The organism is Sharpea porci (assembly GCF_009695655.1).
In the GTDB taxonomy this organism is placed as follows: Bacteria; Bacillota_I; Bacilli_A; order Erysipelotrichales; family Coprobacillaceae; genus Sharpea; species Sharpea porci.
This window is the reverse complement of sequence record NZ_VUNM01000015.1, coordinates 39,891-54,175: the sequence shown is the minus strand read 5'-3', so window position 1 is coordinate 54,175 and position 14,285 is coordinate 39,891. Positions and strand designations below refer to the sequence as shown.

General features: G+C 36.6%; 16 protein-coding genes. 8 read left to right on the top strand and 8 right to left on the bottom strand.

Going from position 1 to position 14,285, the window contains the following annotated elements; all coding sequences use genetic code 11:
• Both FYJ79_RS07585 and FYJ79_RS07580 read left to right on the top strand, forming a co-directional pair.
• A partial coding sequence (locus tag FYJ79_RS07585) for an IS3 family transposase (RefSeq protein ID WP_154516317.1) occupies window positions 1-728 on the top strand: 728 nt, incomplete at its 5' end.
• 51 nt (window positions 729-779) lie between these two features.
• Entirely contained in the window at window positions 780-1,670 is an 891-nt protein-coding gene (locus FYJ79_RS07580; RefSeq protein ID WP_154516314.1) for a hypothetical protein, read from the top strand.
• Between the two features lie 94 nt (window positions 1,671-1,764).
• Here FYJ79_RS07580 and FYJ79_RS07575 read toward each other — a convergent pair whose 3' ends face one another.
• Both FYJ79_RS07575 and FYJ79_RS07570 read right to left on the bottom strand, forming a co-directional pair.
• Complete coding sequence (locus FYJ79_RS07575; protein WP_154516311.1) at window positions 1,765-2,211, bottom strand: dUTP diphosphatase; 447 nt, start codon at window positions 2,209-2,211, stop codon at window positions 1,765-1,767.
• A 13-nt stretch (window positions 2,212-2,224) separates the two neighbouring features.
• Complete coding sequence (locus tag FYJ79_RS07570) at window positions 2,225-2,809, bottom strand: IMPACT family protein (protein WP_154516308.1); 585 nt, start codon at window positions 2,807-2,809, stop codon at window positions 2,225-2,227.
• 96 nt (window positions 2,810-2,905) lie between these two features.
• Here FYJ79_RS07570 and FYJ79_RS07565 point away from each other — a divergent pair, with 96 nt between their 5' ends.
• The 3 genes from FYJ79_RS07565 (at window position 2,906) to FYJ79_RS07555 (ending at window position 5,509) form a co-directional block, all read left to right on the top strand.
• Window positions 2,906-3,769, top strand: coding sequence for a DegV family protein (locus FYJ79_RS07565; protein WP_154516305.1), 864 nt, complete (start codon window positions 2,906-2,908; stop codon window positions 3,767-3,769).
• A gap of 151 nt (window positions 3,770-3,920) precedes the next feature.
• Window positions 3,921-4,502, top strand: a complete 582-nt coding sequence (locus FYJ79_RS07560; protein ID WP_154516302.1) for a hypothetical protein — start codon at window positions 3,921-3,923, stop codon at window positions 4,500-4,502.
• An 11-nt stretch (window positions 4,503-4,513) separates the two neighbouring features.
• A complete protein-coding gene (locus tag FYJ79_RS07555) occupies window positions 4,514-5,509 on the top strand; it encodes a helix-turn-helix transcriptional regulator (RefSeq protein ID WP_154516299.1) in 996 nt (331 codons plus the stop codon).
• 123 nt (window positions 5,510-5,632) lie between these two features.
• Here the strand turns inward: FYJ79_RS07555 and FYJ79_RS07550 are convergent, their stop codons facing one another.
• The 6 genes from FYJ79_RS07550 to FYJ79_RS07525 form a co-directional block, all read right to left on the bottom strand.
• Entirely contained in the window at window positions 5,633-6,661 is a 1,029-nt protein-coding gene (locus FYJ79_RS07550) for an IS3 family transposase (protein WP_326803575.1), read from the bottom strand.
• A complete protein-coding gene (locus FYJ79_RS07545; protein ID WP_154516296.1) occupies window positions 6,658-7,347 on the bottom strand; it encodes a helix-turn-helix domain-containing protein in 690 nt (229 codons plus the stop codon). Before FYJ79_RS07545 ends, FYJ79_RS07550 begins: the two co-directional genes overlap by 4 nt.
• A 90-nt stretch (window positions 7,348-7,437) precedes the next feature.
• Window positions 7,438-8,535, bottom strand: a complete 1,098-nt coding sequence (gene asd, locus FYJ79_RS07540; RefSeq protein ID WP_154516293.1) for an aspartate-semialdehyde dehydrogenase — start codon at window positions 8,533-8,535, stop codon at window positions 7,438-7,440.
• Window positions 8,536-8,539: 4 nt separating this feature from the next.
• Complete coding sequence (locus tag FYJ79_RS07535) at window positions 8,540-9,778, bottom strand: aspartate kinase (RefSeq protein WP_154516290.1); 1,239 nt, start codon at window positions 9,776-9,778, stop codon at window positions 8,540-8,542.
• A gap of 3 nt (window positions 9,779-9,781) precedes the next feature.
• Entirely contained in the window at window positions 9,782-10,933 is a 1,152-nt protein-coding gene (locus FYJ79_RS07530) for a homoserine dehydrogenase (protein WP_154516287.1), read from the bottom strand.
• Window positions 10,934-11,118: 185 nt separating this feature from the next.
• A complete protein-coding gene (locus FYJ79_RS07525; RefSeq protein WP_195837037.1) occupies window positions 11,119-11,871 on the bottom strand; it encodes an HAD-IIB family hydrolase in 753 nt (250 codons plus the stop codon).
• Between the two features lie 105 nt (window positions 11,872-11,976).
• Between FYJ79_RS07525 and FYJ79_RS07520 the strand changes: the two genes are divergently transcribed.
• The 3 genes from FYJ79_RS07520 (at window position 11,977) to FYJ79_RS07510 (ending at window position 14,285) form a co-directional block, all read left to right on the top strand.
• Window positions 11,977-12,954, top strand: a complete 978-nt coding sequence (locus FYJ79_RS07520) for an AraC family transcriptional regulator (RefSeq protein ID WP_154516282.1) — start codon at window positions 11,977-11,979, stop codon at window positions 12,952-12,954.
• Window positions 12,941-13,753 carry an HAD family hydrolase gene (locus FYJ79_RS07515; protein ID WP_154516279.1) on the top strand — a complete coding sequence of 271 codons (813 nt, stop codon included), beginning with the start codon at window positions 12,941-12,943 and terminating at the stop codon, window positions 13,751-13,753. The genes FYJ79_RS07520 and FYJ79_RS07515 overlap by 14 nt, the downstream gene beginning before the upstream one ends.
• A gap of 223 nt (window positions 13,754-13,976) precedes the next feature.
• Window positions 13,977-14,285 (top strand): hypothetical protein, encoded by a 309-nt coding sequence (locus tag FYJ79_RS07510; protein ID WP_154516276.1) that lies wholly within the window; start codon window positions 13,977-13,979, stop codon window positions 14,283-14,285.

Sequence of the window (14,285 nt, the reverse complement as noted above, 5' to 3'; positions counted from 1 at the left end):
TAAAGGTAAAAATTATTAAATTATTCGAAGAAAATAAGGAAAGATACGGTTATAGAAGGATTCATTCACTACTGAGAAAAGATAATATCATTGTATCTGAAAAAATAGTAAGACAAATCATGAAAGATAATAATCTAGTAGTAAAAGTCAGAAAACACAAGAAGTATAGCTCCTATCAAGGAGAAATAAGTGAAGCGGCAAGGAATATTATCAATAGAGATTTTCATTCAGAAAAGCCCAATGTAAAGGTGCTGACCGATATCACAGAATTCTCAATACCTGCAGGAAAAGTATATCTTTCACCAATAGTAGACTGTTTTGATGGAATGATACCAAGTTGGACAGTAAGTACCAACCCTAATGCAGATTTAGTTAATAGCATGTTGGATGATTATCATTCTAAGCTAAAAGAAGATGACAAACCAATAGTTCATAGCGATCGGGGGTGCCATTACCGATGGCCTGGATGGATTAATAGAATGAATAAGTATGGATATACCAGAAGCATGTCTAAGAAAGGCTGTTCACCGGATAATTCGGCATGTGAAGGATTCTTTGGCAGAATGAAGAATGAGATGTTTTATGGCAGAAATTTTGTTGGAGTCACAATTGAAACGTTTATAGAAATTATCAATGATTATATCATATGGTATAATACCAAAAGAATAAAGGCATCGTTGGGCTATTTGAGCCCTATGGAGTACAGGCAAAGTCTGGGACTGATTTGAAATAACAAGGTCCAAGAATTTGTCCGCACCCCCCTATGAAATTGAGCTATTATGGAATTTATTGAAACTATTATTGTATTGGCAATAGGTAAGAGTTTTTATTATTTATTAGGTGCGTTGCACAAAGAATTTATTAATCATCCTTATCAATGGCAAATGACATTTCTAGGTAAACCGATAAGAATTATTGTCATATTACTATTGATATTTCTCCTCATCTTTATTACAAAGAAACTCATTGATTATTCATCAAAGAATCAAAGAATTAATAAAGCTTTTGCCATGCCTATGTTAGTAGGTATGACAAATCTTTATTTACTAAGTGTGTTATCTGATCAATCTATTGATATAAAATCATGGCCAGTTCATAAGATGATATCGAGATTAATGCCAACCTTCTTTCTTCTTCTTGCCATTTCCATAACATGTATCATCATCGATTATCATGTAATGAAGATAACAAGGGACAGTAGAAAGCAAGAAGAACAGAGCAATCAAACACAAAATAGAAATATCATTAAAATATTACCGCTAGTTCATATATTCATTGGGTTGTGGCCACTCTATTATTTGAGTTACATGCTTTACTTAGAATTAACTAATAGAGATTTCGGCTTAAGAATAATATATCTATCACAATCTTCTAGAATAGCGCTTCTTGTAGTATTGATGGTATTCTATGCATGGATATTTATTCGCTATTTGATGAGCTTGAAACAAAATAAAAATACTCTCTTCAACAAATCACTCTTAGCTTTCGCAGCTTATTGTTTAGCTCTTGTTGCCTTTAGAGATTCAATATTTAATACGGATATTTCATGGAATGCGATAAAAGTCATTAATTATATTGTGATTGCTTTAGTACAATTGATATCATGCTTGGTTTTTTCCTACCATCTTTGTGATATTATTCCATATGTGAAAAGTAAGTGGAAAGCTTGATGATAGAAATGATATTTAGAATAAAAAACTGTGGATCAGTATGTATATGATTCCACAGTTTTATTCGTTTTCTCTATTTTTTTAGAGATATCTTTTAACTAAGCTGTTCAATAATTTCATCAAGAGAGAATCCAAAAAGGAAGCCTAAGTGAAAATAATCATTTAAAGCATTTTCTAGATCAATAGGCTTAAAGGAATTCTTTAAGACAACGATGTCTTCATCAATCTTTAGGAGTAAGTCCACTAAGTCATCACGATCAGGTATTTCCTCATACTTCTTGATTTCATCAATACGCATATCATATGCGACACTCATCAGCATTGTCATCCCGCTTGTATAGGCATCAAGGAGCTCATTGCGATGAATTGTAGTATTTTCATCCCAGAATGTGTAGATATGGGCAATTTCACCAAGCTCACTTACACTCTGTAAAAAAGCTAATAGCTTCTTCTTAATTCTTACAACATCCAAGACTTTATTCTTGCTTTTTGCAAGTTCACGATTGACAACTAACTGATATAACTTTGCGACCTCATTCATACTTTCACCTTCTTTATATATAATCTTCGCCAATTTCCTGGCAATAGAATTGGTTGCTTGTAAGCTCTTTAAGTTGTTCTAGAAAGGCAGGATCTTTGATATAAAGTGTGTAATGAGCTTTGTCATCATAGGTTGTGTCGATAAGCTTAACATCCATCATCCTCATCAAGTATTCTGCTTTCTTGGTAAAGTGGTAATCTAAGGCAATCTGGTATTTCTTGACAAGCGTCTTCTCCACAATTTCAGCTTCATCAAGAGCTTGTGCAACAGCATTGCTGTAGGCTCTTGTCAGCCCACCAGCACCTAATTTAATGCCCCCAAAGTATCTTGTCACAATGACAATGATATTGCTCAATTCCTGACGCTCCAGGACATTAAGCATTGGTAGGCCTGCTGTCCCGCTCGGCTCACCGTCATCATCGGCCTTGATACTACTACCAACAATATAGGCAATGCAGTTATGCGTTGCATCATCAGTACGATATTTTTCAATGAGCTTGTTGATTTGAGAGGGGTCATTACAAGGAATTAATGTTGTGATAAATTGTGATTTCTTGATGACTAATGTTGATTGGGTTATGTTTTTTACTGATTTCATACCTTTTCTCCTAATATTTATTATAAAACATGTCTTGGATTTGTCAAAATATAGCAAATGCTTTATAATAAAGCGGTGTAATAGGAGTGAAAAATTATGAGTAAAATAGCCATTTTCACAGATAGCGGATGTCAGATTGAAATAAAGGGTGATCACCCAGGTATTTATGTAGCACCATTATGCATCACAATGCATGATCGTGCCTATTTAGACCAGTATGAAATTAATAGTATAGACGTTTTTAAGGAAATGGATCGTGTTGACCAGATTGTCAAGACTTCCCAACCACCTCTTGGTTCAATGATTGAAGTATTAACCCAAATCAAGAAAGATGGTTACGATGAAGTTGTTGGCGTATCGATTGCGACAGGTCTATCGTCAACAATGACAAGCATGCAGATTGCGGCTGATAATGTGGATATCCCCATTACCCTTGTCGATTCCCATGCCACAGCAAGAATCCAGAAAGAACTTGTACTTACAGCCCGTAAGTTAGCTGATTTAGGCAAGACAAGTAGTGAAATCAAAGCTATTCTTGATGATATGGTCAAAGATTCAAGAACAATCATCATGGTTCCAAATCTTGATCATTTAAAAAAAGGTGGCCGTATCACACCTGCTGTAGCTTTGTTGGCGGGTTTATTAAAAGTTGTCCCAGTCATGGAATTAAATCATGATTTAGGGGGCAAGATTGATACTCTTGGTAAAGTACGTACAGTTAAGAAAGCTATCAAGACATTGGCTGATCGCATGATTGAGCTAGGTGTTAATAGTAAAGATTATGTTTTTGCGATTGAACATGTCCTAGCCGAAGAATCAGCTAACAGCCTTAAAGCCTATCTTGAAGAAAAGATTGGACCTGCTGATATCCTGGTAAGAGAACTTCCTGCTGTGGTTGGTGCTCATATGGGTATTGGTGGTGTTGGTGTACAGTTTATAAAGAAATATCCATTCGCATAAGATCTAGCACATTGTGCTAGATTTTTTGTTGAAAAGACTGAAAAAATTCATAAATTGCGATATAATCCCTATATAGGGATTATATCGATGCTTTTGTCAGCAGACTTTCCTTAAATCTATTAGAATAGAGATAGAAAAGGAGAGATGAAATATGTTGGACAATTACTTAGATTTAATGAATATTACAGTGGAGGATATGCAATCTTATTTTATTGAGATTGATCCTGCCAATCAGGTGAAACTGGTCTCTTGTTTTAATATCAAGAAGTTTAAGAATATGATTTATGAACAATATGATTATTATTTACAGCTTGGTATTCATCATTTATATGAAGTGCATGATTATGAGTTAATGGAAAAAGAACTTGTGATGATGAATTATTTTTTCCATGATGCTCCAGCCTTTGTTTCAGTTAAGAAAGCTATGAAGAAACTTGTTTTGGTATTAAAGAATCCTATTTCTATGTATCGTCTTTTAAGACATATCATGAATCTCGACAAGCGTAGTCTTATTAGCCTGCTTTATGTTAAAGGTTATATTAGTTTGGAAAATGCGGCTTATTTTAGTATTGTAGAGAATGAAATCGAAGATGCTTATGCTTATTTAAGTCGCTTGGATCATGAACCAAGTGAAGCATTACTTGCCCTTTATGCTTCTTATGACTTACTTGGTGCGATGCGCTTAACATATCATAGAACAAACAAGAAACCTCTTTCTTATGCTTATGCTTAGGAGGTAAAGATATGGGTGAAAAGATGGCTTTGATTTTACAATTACTTTTGACAAGTCGAAAAATTGGTATTAAGAACGAAGAAATTGTGAATTACTTGAAAGAACATGGGTTAAAAAGCCATCGTAAGGAAGTAGGGGAGCTTGTTCATGATATGAATGACTTCTTTACTCTCTTTCTTGGTTATCCATTAATACATGGTAAACCCAAAAGGGGTTATGTTATTGAGAATGAATATTACGAAGATGGTGAATTACAGCTTCTTGTCGATGCCATTCTTTTCAACAAAGATGCTTCAGCCAAAGAAAAAGAAGCTTTGCTTAAAAAGCTTCTTAGCTTCTCATCCATCTATCAGAAAGAACGTCTTTCCATGATGCCCTTACTAAAAACAGAACAGCCCTTTTCACTCATCCTTAACCTCACCACCATCCTCCATGCCATTGATGAACATAAGAATATTACCTTTAATTACATTGATTATGCCATCTCAAATTACCATCCTGTAGAAATCACATCAAAGAATGGTAATGGTAAGACTAAGGAAGACTATAATGTCTCTCCTTATCGTATTTATCTCGATAATAACCATTATTATCTTATAGGTTACTTCTCTAAACGTAAAACTAACCTATCCATGTATCGTATTGACCGTATGCGTTATGTAAGAAGAATAGGAGGGGTATATGTCGATATTCAAGATCAATATGACCTTGCTGGCTTTATTACAAAGAGATTCCATATGTTTGCGAGTGGGGAAGAAGTGCAGCTGACTTTCAGTTTTAAAGGGGTGCTTTTAAGAGAGGTTGTATCGCGTTTTGGCCATACAATCGCTGTCAAGAAACTCAAAGAAGACTGGTATCAGGCATCAGTTGATCATGTCTTAATGAATGATGGACTTAAAATGTGGTTCTTGATGCAGGGAGCTAATGTTCATGTCGATGAGCCAATAACGCTTAAAGAAGAAATTGAACAGGACTTAAAGAAAGCTTTATCACTTTATCAGAAGTAGGACTCATCTACTTCTTTTTTTATAAGAAAAAAGATAGCGCATATGATATGACCCCTGTCAAGTAGACAGAGAAAATATCCAAAATAACTACCAAGCAAGGTCAATTAGATTTGGCCTTGTTTTTTATTGTTGTGCTTGCGCCTGGTGTTTTGCTTTGCTCTTCTCAATCCTTTCCCAGAATCGTTCTATTCTTCTGTTTGGTGCAATTGGATACTGTTCCGGTGTATTTGCAGTCAGTGCTTCCTGTCTTACCTGGTACGCAGTCTTCCCATGAAAACGTTTCTGTGGATATCTGTAGATATAATATTCATATGTCCGGTAAATGATCTCTGCAGCTTCCTCATACGTATGTGCCTTGCCAAACAGAACCTTGGCCATATCCTTGATGAACCCCTGAAAGGATTCTACTGGCCCGTTATCGATACAGTGGCCAACCCGTGACATGGATTGTGTCAGTCCGTCATTCTCAAGCATCCTGGAAAATATCTTGCGTGTGTACTGAAATCCTCTGTCGCTGTGCAGGAGCGGAGTGGCGCCTTGATTCAAGGTGATGGCCATGAAGTATGTATCATGGACCAGCTTGGTATCGTTTCTTCTGCTGACGACAACGCCAACCGGATATCGATCATACAGGTCAAGGATCGTGCTGACATATAATTTATCACCAGCGTATTTCAGTTCGGTTATGTCGGTACCCCATTTCAGATTCGGTGCTTCGGCATTGAAATCCCGGTCCAGTAAGTTATCCTTCGTTTCCTGTGGAGTTGATTTCCTGTACGTAGAATGACGCTGGTCAATACGGAAATGAGATTCTATGCCATTGATGGCCATGATGCGATAGATACGCTTGCGATTATACTTCACATCGCTGTTATTATTGAGCGCATAGGTCATGTTCTGATAGCCAAACAGGCTGTTGTTTTCATCGGCAATGGCCTGTATGAGGGGAAGTATCCTTGCATCTTCTATGTCCACTCTGGATGGCTTGCGATGGATCCATTTATAATAGGATGCCCTGGATATGCCAGCCAGCTGACACAGATACTGTATGGAACATTGTTCGTCACTGCTCGTTTCCTGAACGGATTGATAGATCTGTATCTTCACCCTATGCCGCAATGCTGGCTGGGCAATCTTCGGTACATTCTCTATCGCCCCCTCCCTAATTCGCTGAGTTTTTTTAAGAACTTGACCTCTATTTCTTTTCGTCTCAGTTCTTCCTTCAGTCGTTTGTTTTCTCTCTCCAGCTTTTCATTATCAGTAAGGTCTTCCTCTGCCTTGCGATGTCCGCGATTGTCATTCAGGCCATCTGTTCCCTGCCTGTCATATTTGCGTACCCATGAATAGACCTGGGAATAGCTGCAGCCATATTTTGCGGCTGTTTCTTTATAATTGCGACCATGATTGATGCAGTACTGAACGATCTCCATTCGTTCTTTTTTCGTTGTTTTCTTTCTTTCTGCCATATAGACCTCCTGATGGGGACAATAATCCCTCTGCTCTATATGGTTATTATACCGCTTGATCCATTGATCGATGACTGTTTTACTGGAAATATTGTATTTTGTTGCCAGTTCGTACGGTGACAGCCCATTCTGTACATAATCCTGAACGACCATATCTTTGAATTCCTTTGAGTAAGATGAATTTCTTTCTTTAGGCTTGAGAGCTTCTTGCCCATTGGCTTTATAGAGACTCGCCCATTGACGTATTCTGTTGTCACCATATTTCCCCATACCTAATTCAAAGGCAATATCAGCTGCTGATTTCTTTCCTGATAGATAATCCTGTGCAGCCTTCAGTTTCAGTTCAAATGTATATTTTGCTTTTCTTCCCATAATAACCCCCCCTGAAAGCAGGGCAGTACATTTTGTGTATTTGTACTGTCTACCTTTAGGGGATCGTATCAATAGCGCTATCTTAAAAGCTTATTTCTTTGTAATGAAGCCTTTGGCTTTAAGAAGTTCGGCACAAAGCACGCCTCCGCCTGCAGCACCACGGATTGTGTTATGTGAAAGGCCGACAAACTTCCAGTCATAAACCTTATCTTCTCTCAAACGACCAACAGATACACCGAAGCCATTTTCATAGTTGACATCCAATGTGACTTGAGGACGATTATCTTCTTCAAGATACTGGATGAACTGTTTTGGAGCGTTTGGTAACTGTAGTCTCTGTGGTTCACCAGAGAATGAAGTCATGGCATCAATTAACTGTTGTTTTGTAGGATTTTTTTTGAATTTCACAAAGACAGCAGCTGTATGACCATAAAGGACAGGTACACGGATACACTGTGATGTGATTGTGATTGTATCTTCGCCTAAAGGAACAATAGCTTTCTTTTCATCATCAACATGACCCCATACACGTAATGGTTCTCTTTCACTCTTTTCTTCTTCGCCACCAATGTAAGGAATAATATTACCAACCATTTCTGGCCATTCTTTAAAGTTCTTACCAGCACCAGAAATAGCCTGATAAGTTGTTACAACTACTTCATAAGGTTCAAATTCCTTCCAAGCTGTTAAGACTGGTGTATAAGACTGAATCGAACAGTTTGGCTTTACGGCAATGAAACCACGCTTAGTGCCAAGTCTTTCTTTCTGATATTTGATGACATCTGTTGCTTCTGGATTGATTTCAGGGATAATCATTGGTACATCAGGTGTCCAGCGATGCGCTGAGTTATTGGAAACAACAGGTGTTTCTGTCTTAGCATAGGCTTCTTCAATAGCCTTAATCTCATCTTTGCTCATATCAACAGCGGAGAAGACAAAATCCACATGACTTGCGACTTCTTCCACTTCATTAACATTATGCACAACAAGATTCTTAACGCTTTCAGGAATAGGAGTATCCATCTTCCAACGACTGCCAACAGCTTCTTCATATGTCTTACCAGCAGAACGTGGTGAAGCAGCAACTGTTGTTACTTCAAACCATGGATGATTCTCCAATAAAGCTATAAAACGCTGGCCAACCATACCAGTTGCACCAAGAATACCAACTCTTAATTTATCACTCATAATATTAATCCTCCTCATTATTCTCTATGAATGCTTCATGTAATAATACTTGTGCATCATTGACATCATTACGATCAATATAGCAGCTAATATTAATTTCTGAGCAGCTTGCCATTTCTACATGAATGTTATTGTTTTCTAATGTATTATAGACTTTTTCAAACATACCTTGACGATTGCGAATACCAAGACCAACAACAGCCACTTTCCCTATATTACCACGGACAATGGTACGTTTAGGCTGTAATTCTTGTTTCATATTATTGATGACAGCAAGAACAGTATCAATATCTTCTTGTTGGGTAATGATGGAGATATCCATATGTCCTCCACCGGTTAGTGCTTGATTATAGACATTGACATTAACGCCTGCTTCACTAATTTTCTTAAACAAATTTCCGGCAACATTATTCTTAATTTCCACACCCACTAAAGTAAAACGTGCTTCATTCTGAGTGCCTGTAATGCCGCTAATTGCGAATTTATTGATATCTTTCATATCTTCTTCTCCTACCACATAAGTCCCTTTGCCATGACGAAATGATGAACAACAATGAATCTTAATGCCTGTCTTTGCCGCAAGCACGACACAACGGTGATTAAGTACTTTTGCTCCATTGTTGGAAAGCTCCAGCATTTCTTCATAGCTCACCATATCTAAGCGCATAGCTCTTGGTACAATACGTGGATCAGCTGTATAGATACCATCGACATCACTGTAGATTTCGACTTCACTTGCGCCAATGGCTGCTCCAATAGCTACCGCTGATAAATCAGAACCACCACGACCAAGCGTCGTAATGACATGTTCTTTGTTGTGGCCTTGGAAGCCAGGAGCAATGACAATATCAGCCTCTTCAAGTTTCTTCAAGATGGCTTCACCCTCAGCTGCTTCAATGGAAGCACATGTGAAAGAGTCATCAGTCATAATACCTAATTCTTCATTTGAAACAGAAGCAACACGGTATCCTAGTGAAGCAAGTTCACTCTTAATAACGAGTGTTGCTAGTGTTTCACCGATACTTGAAAGACGATCAATTTCTTCGTCATTCAAATATTTCTTTCTAACAACTGATAAAAGGGTATCAGTTGCATAAGGGTCATCATAGCGACCCATGGCACTTACAACAACAACTGCCTTGTTTTTAGCATTAACCACATCAATGATGTTATCATACATCATTGAACGTGTTTCTCTGTTACGTGTTGAAGTACCACCATATTTTTGAACAATAATACGCATATTCTATCTCACTTTAAACAAATGATATTCCTGATTACCTAGTTTGTTTAATAGTTCATCTTTTTCATAGGCTCTTGTGATATAGATATGATCATTACCAAGAGTAAGATACTGATCATAATCAACATCAATAGGTTTATTTGTGCGGATATAATAGCTGCTATAAGTAATAGGATAGATTTCATCGGTATGTTCATAATGATATGTCCATTTCTTATCATCATGACATTTGATAATATCACTTACAACCGCACTTGCTGTAACATAGCGACCTGCACCCTTGCCATAGAATAAGACATTTTCTAGGTAATCTGAGGTAATTTCCACTACATTATAGGCCTCCATGACATTTCCGACAATATCATTTATAGGAACAAGGGTAGGAGCAACATCTAGACCATAGCCCTTTTCTAGTTTTTTTGCCTGAGCAATAAGCTTGATACGATAGCCAAGCTTCTTGGCATAGTCCATATCTTTCTTTGTGACATTACGAATACCTTCAAGCTGAATCTTGTCGAAGTCAAAGAAGATATGGAAGGCATTCATAGCTAGTAACTTAATCTTATGGGCGGCATCATAGCCATCTAAGTCAAGAGATGCATCGGCTTCCACAAAGCCCTGATCATCAGCAATTGTGAGTGCTTCATTAAAATCAAGATTTTCTTTTTCCATTAATGTCAGAATGAAGTTTGTTGTCCCATTCAGGATACCTTCAATCTTATAGATGTTATTTGCGATTAAAGATTCTTTAGCTGGCACAACAACAGGAATACCACCACCAACAGCTGCTTCATAATACAAATTCACATTGTTTTCTGTAGCACATTTGAAGAGTTCTTCACCATCATGAGCTAATAAAGCTTTATTGGCTGTAACGACATGTTTGCCTTTCTTTAAGGCTTCAAGAATAATCTTCTTAGCTATCGTGACCCCACCAATCAATTCCACAACAACATCAACTTCTTCATCATTAATGATATCATTGAAATCTCTGGTATAAATAATGCCCTCAGGCAAATCAACATCTTCAAGAGAACAGCCATATTTCACTTTAACTTCTTCACCAATCTCTTTTTCAAGACGTGCTTTTTCTTTGACAAGAATATCAACAGTACCAAAACCCACAGTACCAAGGCCCACAACGCCAATAATCATAAGTTATCCTCCTCTAATACAAAAAGAAGCCAGTTTTACCATTGTCTTTTTCAATCAATTGCATAAACTTGCTTCTCCCTTCTTTCAATATTTTTATCACCTTAACAAACATACTCTTAAAAGTCAATTTTTAACACACATATTTATGAATAAATAAAATGTTAATATATTAATTTAGAGATTCACTACTTTTCTAAGAGATACTTTAGAGATTCTCCGACACTATCAACAATATAGTCAGCTTCCTTCTTTAAATCACTAGGCCCATAATCAAAAGTAAAGCTAATCCCACCTGCTTTAAGTAAGGGAATGTCATTGAAGCTATCCCCAATGGCTCCAACTTCATGGTGAGGTGTTTGAAAGTAATTTTCTATAAATTTCAATCCCTTGCCCTTAGAACATCCATTCGCACAAATATCGACATGTTCATTATTCTGGAAAGCACTCATATGATCACAATATTGTTCATTGATCGTATCAGCACATGCTTTCGCTTCAGCTAGCTGTCCTTTTGGAAAGTGAAAACTCATTCCCATAATAAAGTCATCATCAATACTATCAAGTGACTTAAGAACTCTTTGGTGTGGGTGAAAGATTTTTGGAATCTTCTTATAATAATAGAACAGCATCTTTTCATTATGAATAATCGATACATCCACATGGACCTTGCTTATCACTTCACGGGCTAATGCAAGAGGGATCTTCTTCATCATCAGCACTTCTTTGTTTTGATCATAAATCGCTCCACCACTATTACAAATATAGAAATCATATTTGATTTTACCTAATGTTGGTGCCACAATCCCAAGTAATGGTCTCCCTGTACAGACACCAAATTTACCACCTGCTTCTTGGAAGGCTTTAATAGCTTTGAGGTCATCTTTTTTAAAATGCCCTTTAAAATATAATGTATTGTCAAAATCACTTGCAAGAATCACAACATTACCTCCATCACTATTATAGAATATCATAAATTCTCTATTATGAAAGTGGACGAACAAGAGAAAAAACAATAAAATATAAGACAAAGGGAGGATAACGAGATGCTGAGTCAGGCTATTTTAGAGAAGTTGCTGGCATATAGTGATGAAGAGATTGATGCCCTAAATGGTAAAGTGAATATTGATCGCAGTATTTATCTTGATGAAGAAACGATTGATGCAAGAAAGATTCTTGATGAGGGGGCACTGATTGGGGTGAGGAAGCATACCCGTTTTATGTCCTATCCAGCCCATAAACATAATTATATTGAGTTGATGTATGTTTATAGTGGGACGATGACAACAACGATAGATGATCATGATATTCATTTAAAGACTGGTCAGCTTCTTCTTGTCAATCAAGCGATTGAACATTCCATTGCTCCAAGTGGGGAAAATGATATTATCTTTAACTTTATTATTAAACAGGAAATGCTTTCTTTTTTATCAAGTGTCATGGGGAGTGAATATAAGCTGAATGATTTTATCTTTCATTCACTCTATTCGACAGAGAATATTGGGGAATATCTGATTTTTGATTTAGAGAAGAATGACTTGGTGACTTCCTATGTAGAAGCTATTATTACCCATCTCTATGAACCTACCCTCAACAACAAGATTGAACTGAAGTTATTAATGGGGCTATTGATGAGTGAACTGATGAATCATCCTGAAGCCATTCAGTCCTATACAAAAAGTACTTATGATAAAGTTTTACTGAGTACAATCTATAAATATATCACGCTGAATTACAATAATGCCTCACTTAGTGAACTGAGTGAAATGGTGCATATGAAAGACTATCAGCTCTCTAAATTCATTAAGAAAATGACAGGTACAACATTTATTCAGCTATTAAAAGATATGCGTTTCAAAAAAGCTATTGAACTTCTTGAATATTCATCGTATTCCATTGAGAGAATTATTAACGAAGTGGGTTATGAAAATGAATCTTATTTCTATAAGACATTTAAGAAGCAATATCATATGACACCAATGGCCTATAAGAAAAAGCAGGAGGTTAAACATGAATCGTTATAAAGTCGCTGTATTTGATTTAGATGGCACACTTTTCAACAACCAAAGTCAAGTTTCTCCAAAAAATCTTCATGCCTTAAAATGTCTTAAAGAGACGGGTATGCTTTTGGGGATTGCGAGTGGGCGAGATTATGCTCATATTGCATCAAACTACCAAAAGCTTGCCTCATTGATGGATTTTGTCGTTGAAGAGAATGGCACCCATTTTATTGATCTCCATACTAATAAGGAAACACTAACGAGTGAGCCAGTTGACAGCAATCAGTTTGTTCATTTCTATCAGAAACTCAGCACTATACCTACGGCAGCCTTCTTCAATGAAGCAGGCAAGCCTTATGGAATTGGTGATCAGGCTGTTCTTGATTTCTTTATGGCAGAGGCTCATGCCACAGAAGTAAATAAAATCTCTTTAAGTCAATTGACTCAACATGTTTTTCATAAGATTGTTGTAGCACACTATTTAAAAGATAGCACACAACTCAATCAGCTTGTTTCTCGCTATCTACCTCACAATCTTTCGGCCACCAAGTCTGTCAATTTTCTGTTTGAAATACAGGATGCAAAGACGACAAAAAGCAGTGGTATTCAAGCTTATATTAAGACGCAAGGAATAAATATGCGTGAAGTTGTTGCTTTTGGTGATGGTGATAATGATTTATCGATGATCAAGGATGCGGGGTTAGGCGTTGCTATGAAGAATGCGATGAAAGATGTGAAGAATGTTGCGGATATGATGACTGAAGAGGAAGCTAATGATGATGGTGTCGCAAAGTTTATCGAAAAGTACTTTTTTCATGCATGATTTTCATGCATTTTTTTCTTTTTTGAAAAAATAGTGATGAAATCGTGATAAAATAGCGATAGAAGGGTGTTATATGATGAACTATATTTAGGATTAATGCAAACTATACTTTTTTGGTATAATCTAAAAAATGGCGTTATATAAGGCTTTTTTAGCTCTTCAAGAACTTGAATTTTGATTATGTGAAGAGTAACATATATTCGATATTGATAGGAGTGATAACATGGATAAACTGATACAAGATATCATTAATTTTGACCATGAATGTGCAGCATCAGTAGAAGATGCCAAACATCAGCGTGCTCTTAGTTCTACAAATATGAACGCACGTAAGAAAGAAGTCTATGATCAATTCATAAATGAATATCAGAAGACACTTGATGAAAAGAAGAAAGAACTGAAAGCTTCTATTGAAGCAACAAAGAAAGAAAATGATGAACACTATAGACAGCAGTTAAGTTCACTTTCTTCCTATTTTGAAGCCCATAAAGATGAATGGATTGCCAAAATGGTTGCCGCTTGTAAGGAGTAA

Coding starts and splice junctions, on each gene's coding strand:
- FYJ79_RS07580 (WP_154516314.1), top strand. CDS start 780: ATGGAATTTATTGAAACTATTATTGTATTGGCAATAGGTAAGAGTTTT.
- FYJ79_RS07575 (WP_154516311.1), bottom strand. CDS start 2,211: ATGAATGAGGTCGCAAAGTTATATCAGTTAGTTGTCAATCGTGAACTT.
- FYJ79_RS07570 (WP_154516308.1), bottom strand. CDS start 2,809: ATGAAATCAGTAAAAAACATAACCCAATCAACATTAGTCATCAAGAAA.
- FYJ79_RS07565 (WP_154516305.1), top strand. CDS start 2,906: ATGAGTAAAATAGCCATTTTCACAGATAGCGGATGTCAGATTGAAATA.
- FYJ79_RS07560 (WP_154516302.1), top strand. CDS start 3,921: ATGTTGGACAATTACTTAGATTTAATGAATATTACAGTGGAGGATATG.
- FYJ79_RS07555 (WP_154516299.1), top strand. CDS start 4,514: ATGGGTGAAAAGATGGCTTTGATTTTACAATTACTTTTGACAAGTCGA.
- FYJ79_RS07545 (WP_154516296.1), bottom strand. CDS start 7,347: ATGGGAAGAAAAGCAAAATATACATTTGAACTGAAACTGAAGGCTGCA.
- asd (WP_154516293.1), bottom strand. CDS start 8,535: ATGAGTGATAAATTAAGAGTTGGTATTCTTGGTGCAACTGGTATGGTT.
- FYJ79_RS07535 (WP_154516290.1), bottom strand. CDS start 9,778: ATGCGTATTATTGTTCAAAAATATGGTGGTACTTCAACACGTAACAGA.
- FYJ79_RS07530 (WP_154516287.1), bottom strand. CDS start 10,933: ATGATTATTGGCGTTGTGGGCCTTGGTACTGTGGGTTTTGGTACTGTT.
- FYJ79_RS07520 (WP_154516282.1), top strand. CDS start 11,977: ATGCTGAGTCAGGCTATTTTAGAGAAGTTGCTGGCATATAGTGATGAA.
- FYJ79_RS07515 (WP_154516279.1), top strand. CDS start 12,941: ATGAATCGTTATAAAGTCGCTGTATTTGATTTAGATGGCACACTTTTC.
- FYJ79_RS07510 (WP_154516276.1), top strand. CDS start 13,977: ATGGATAAACTGATACAAGATATCATTAATTTTGACCATGAATGTGCA.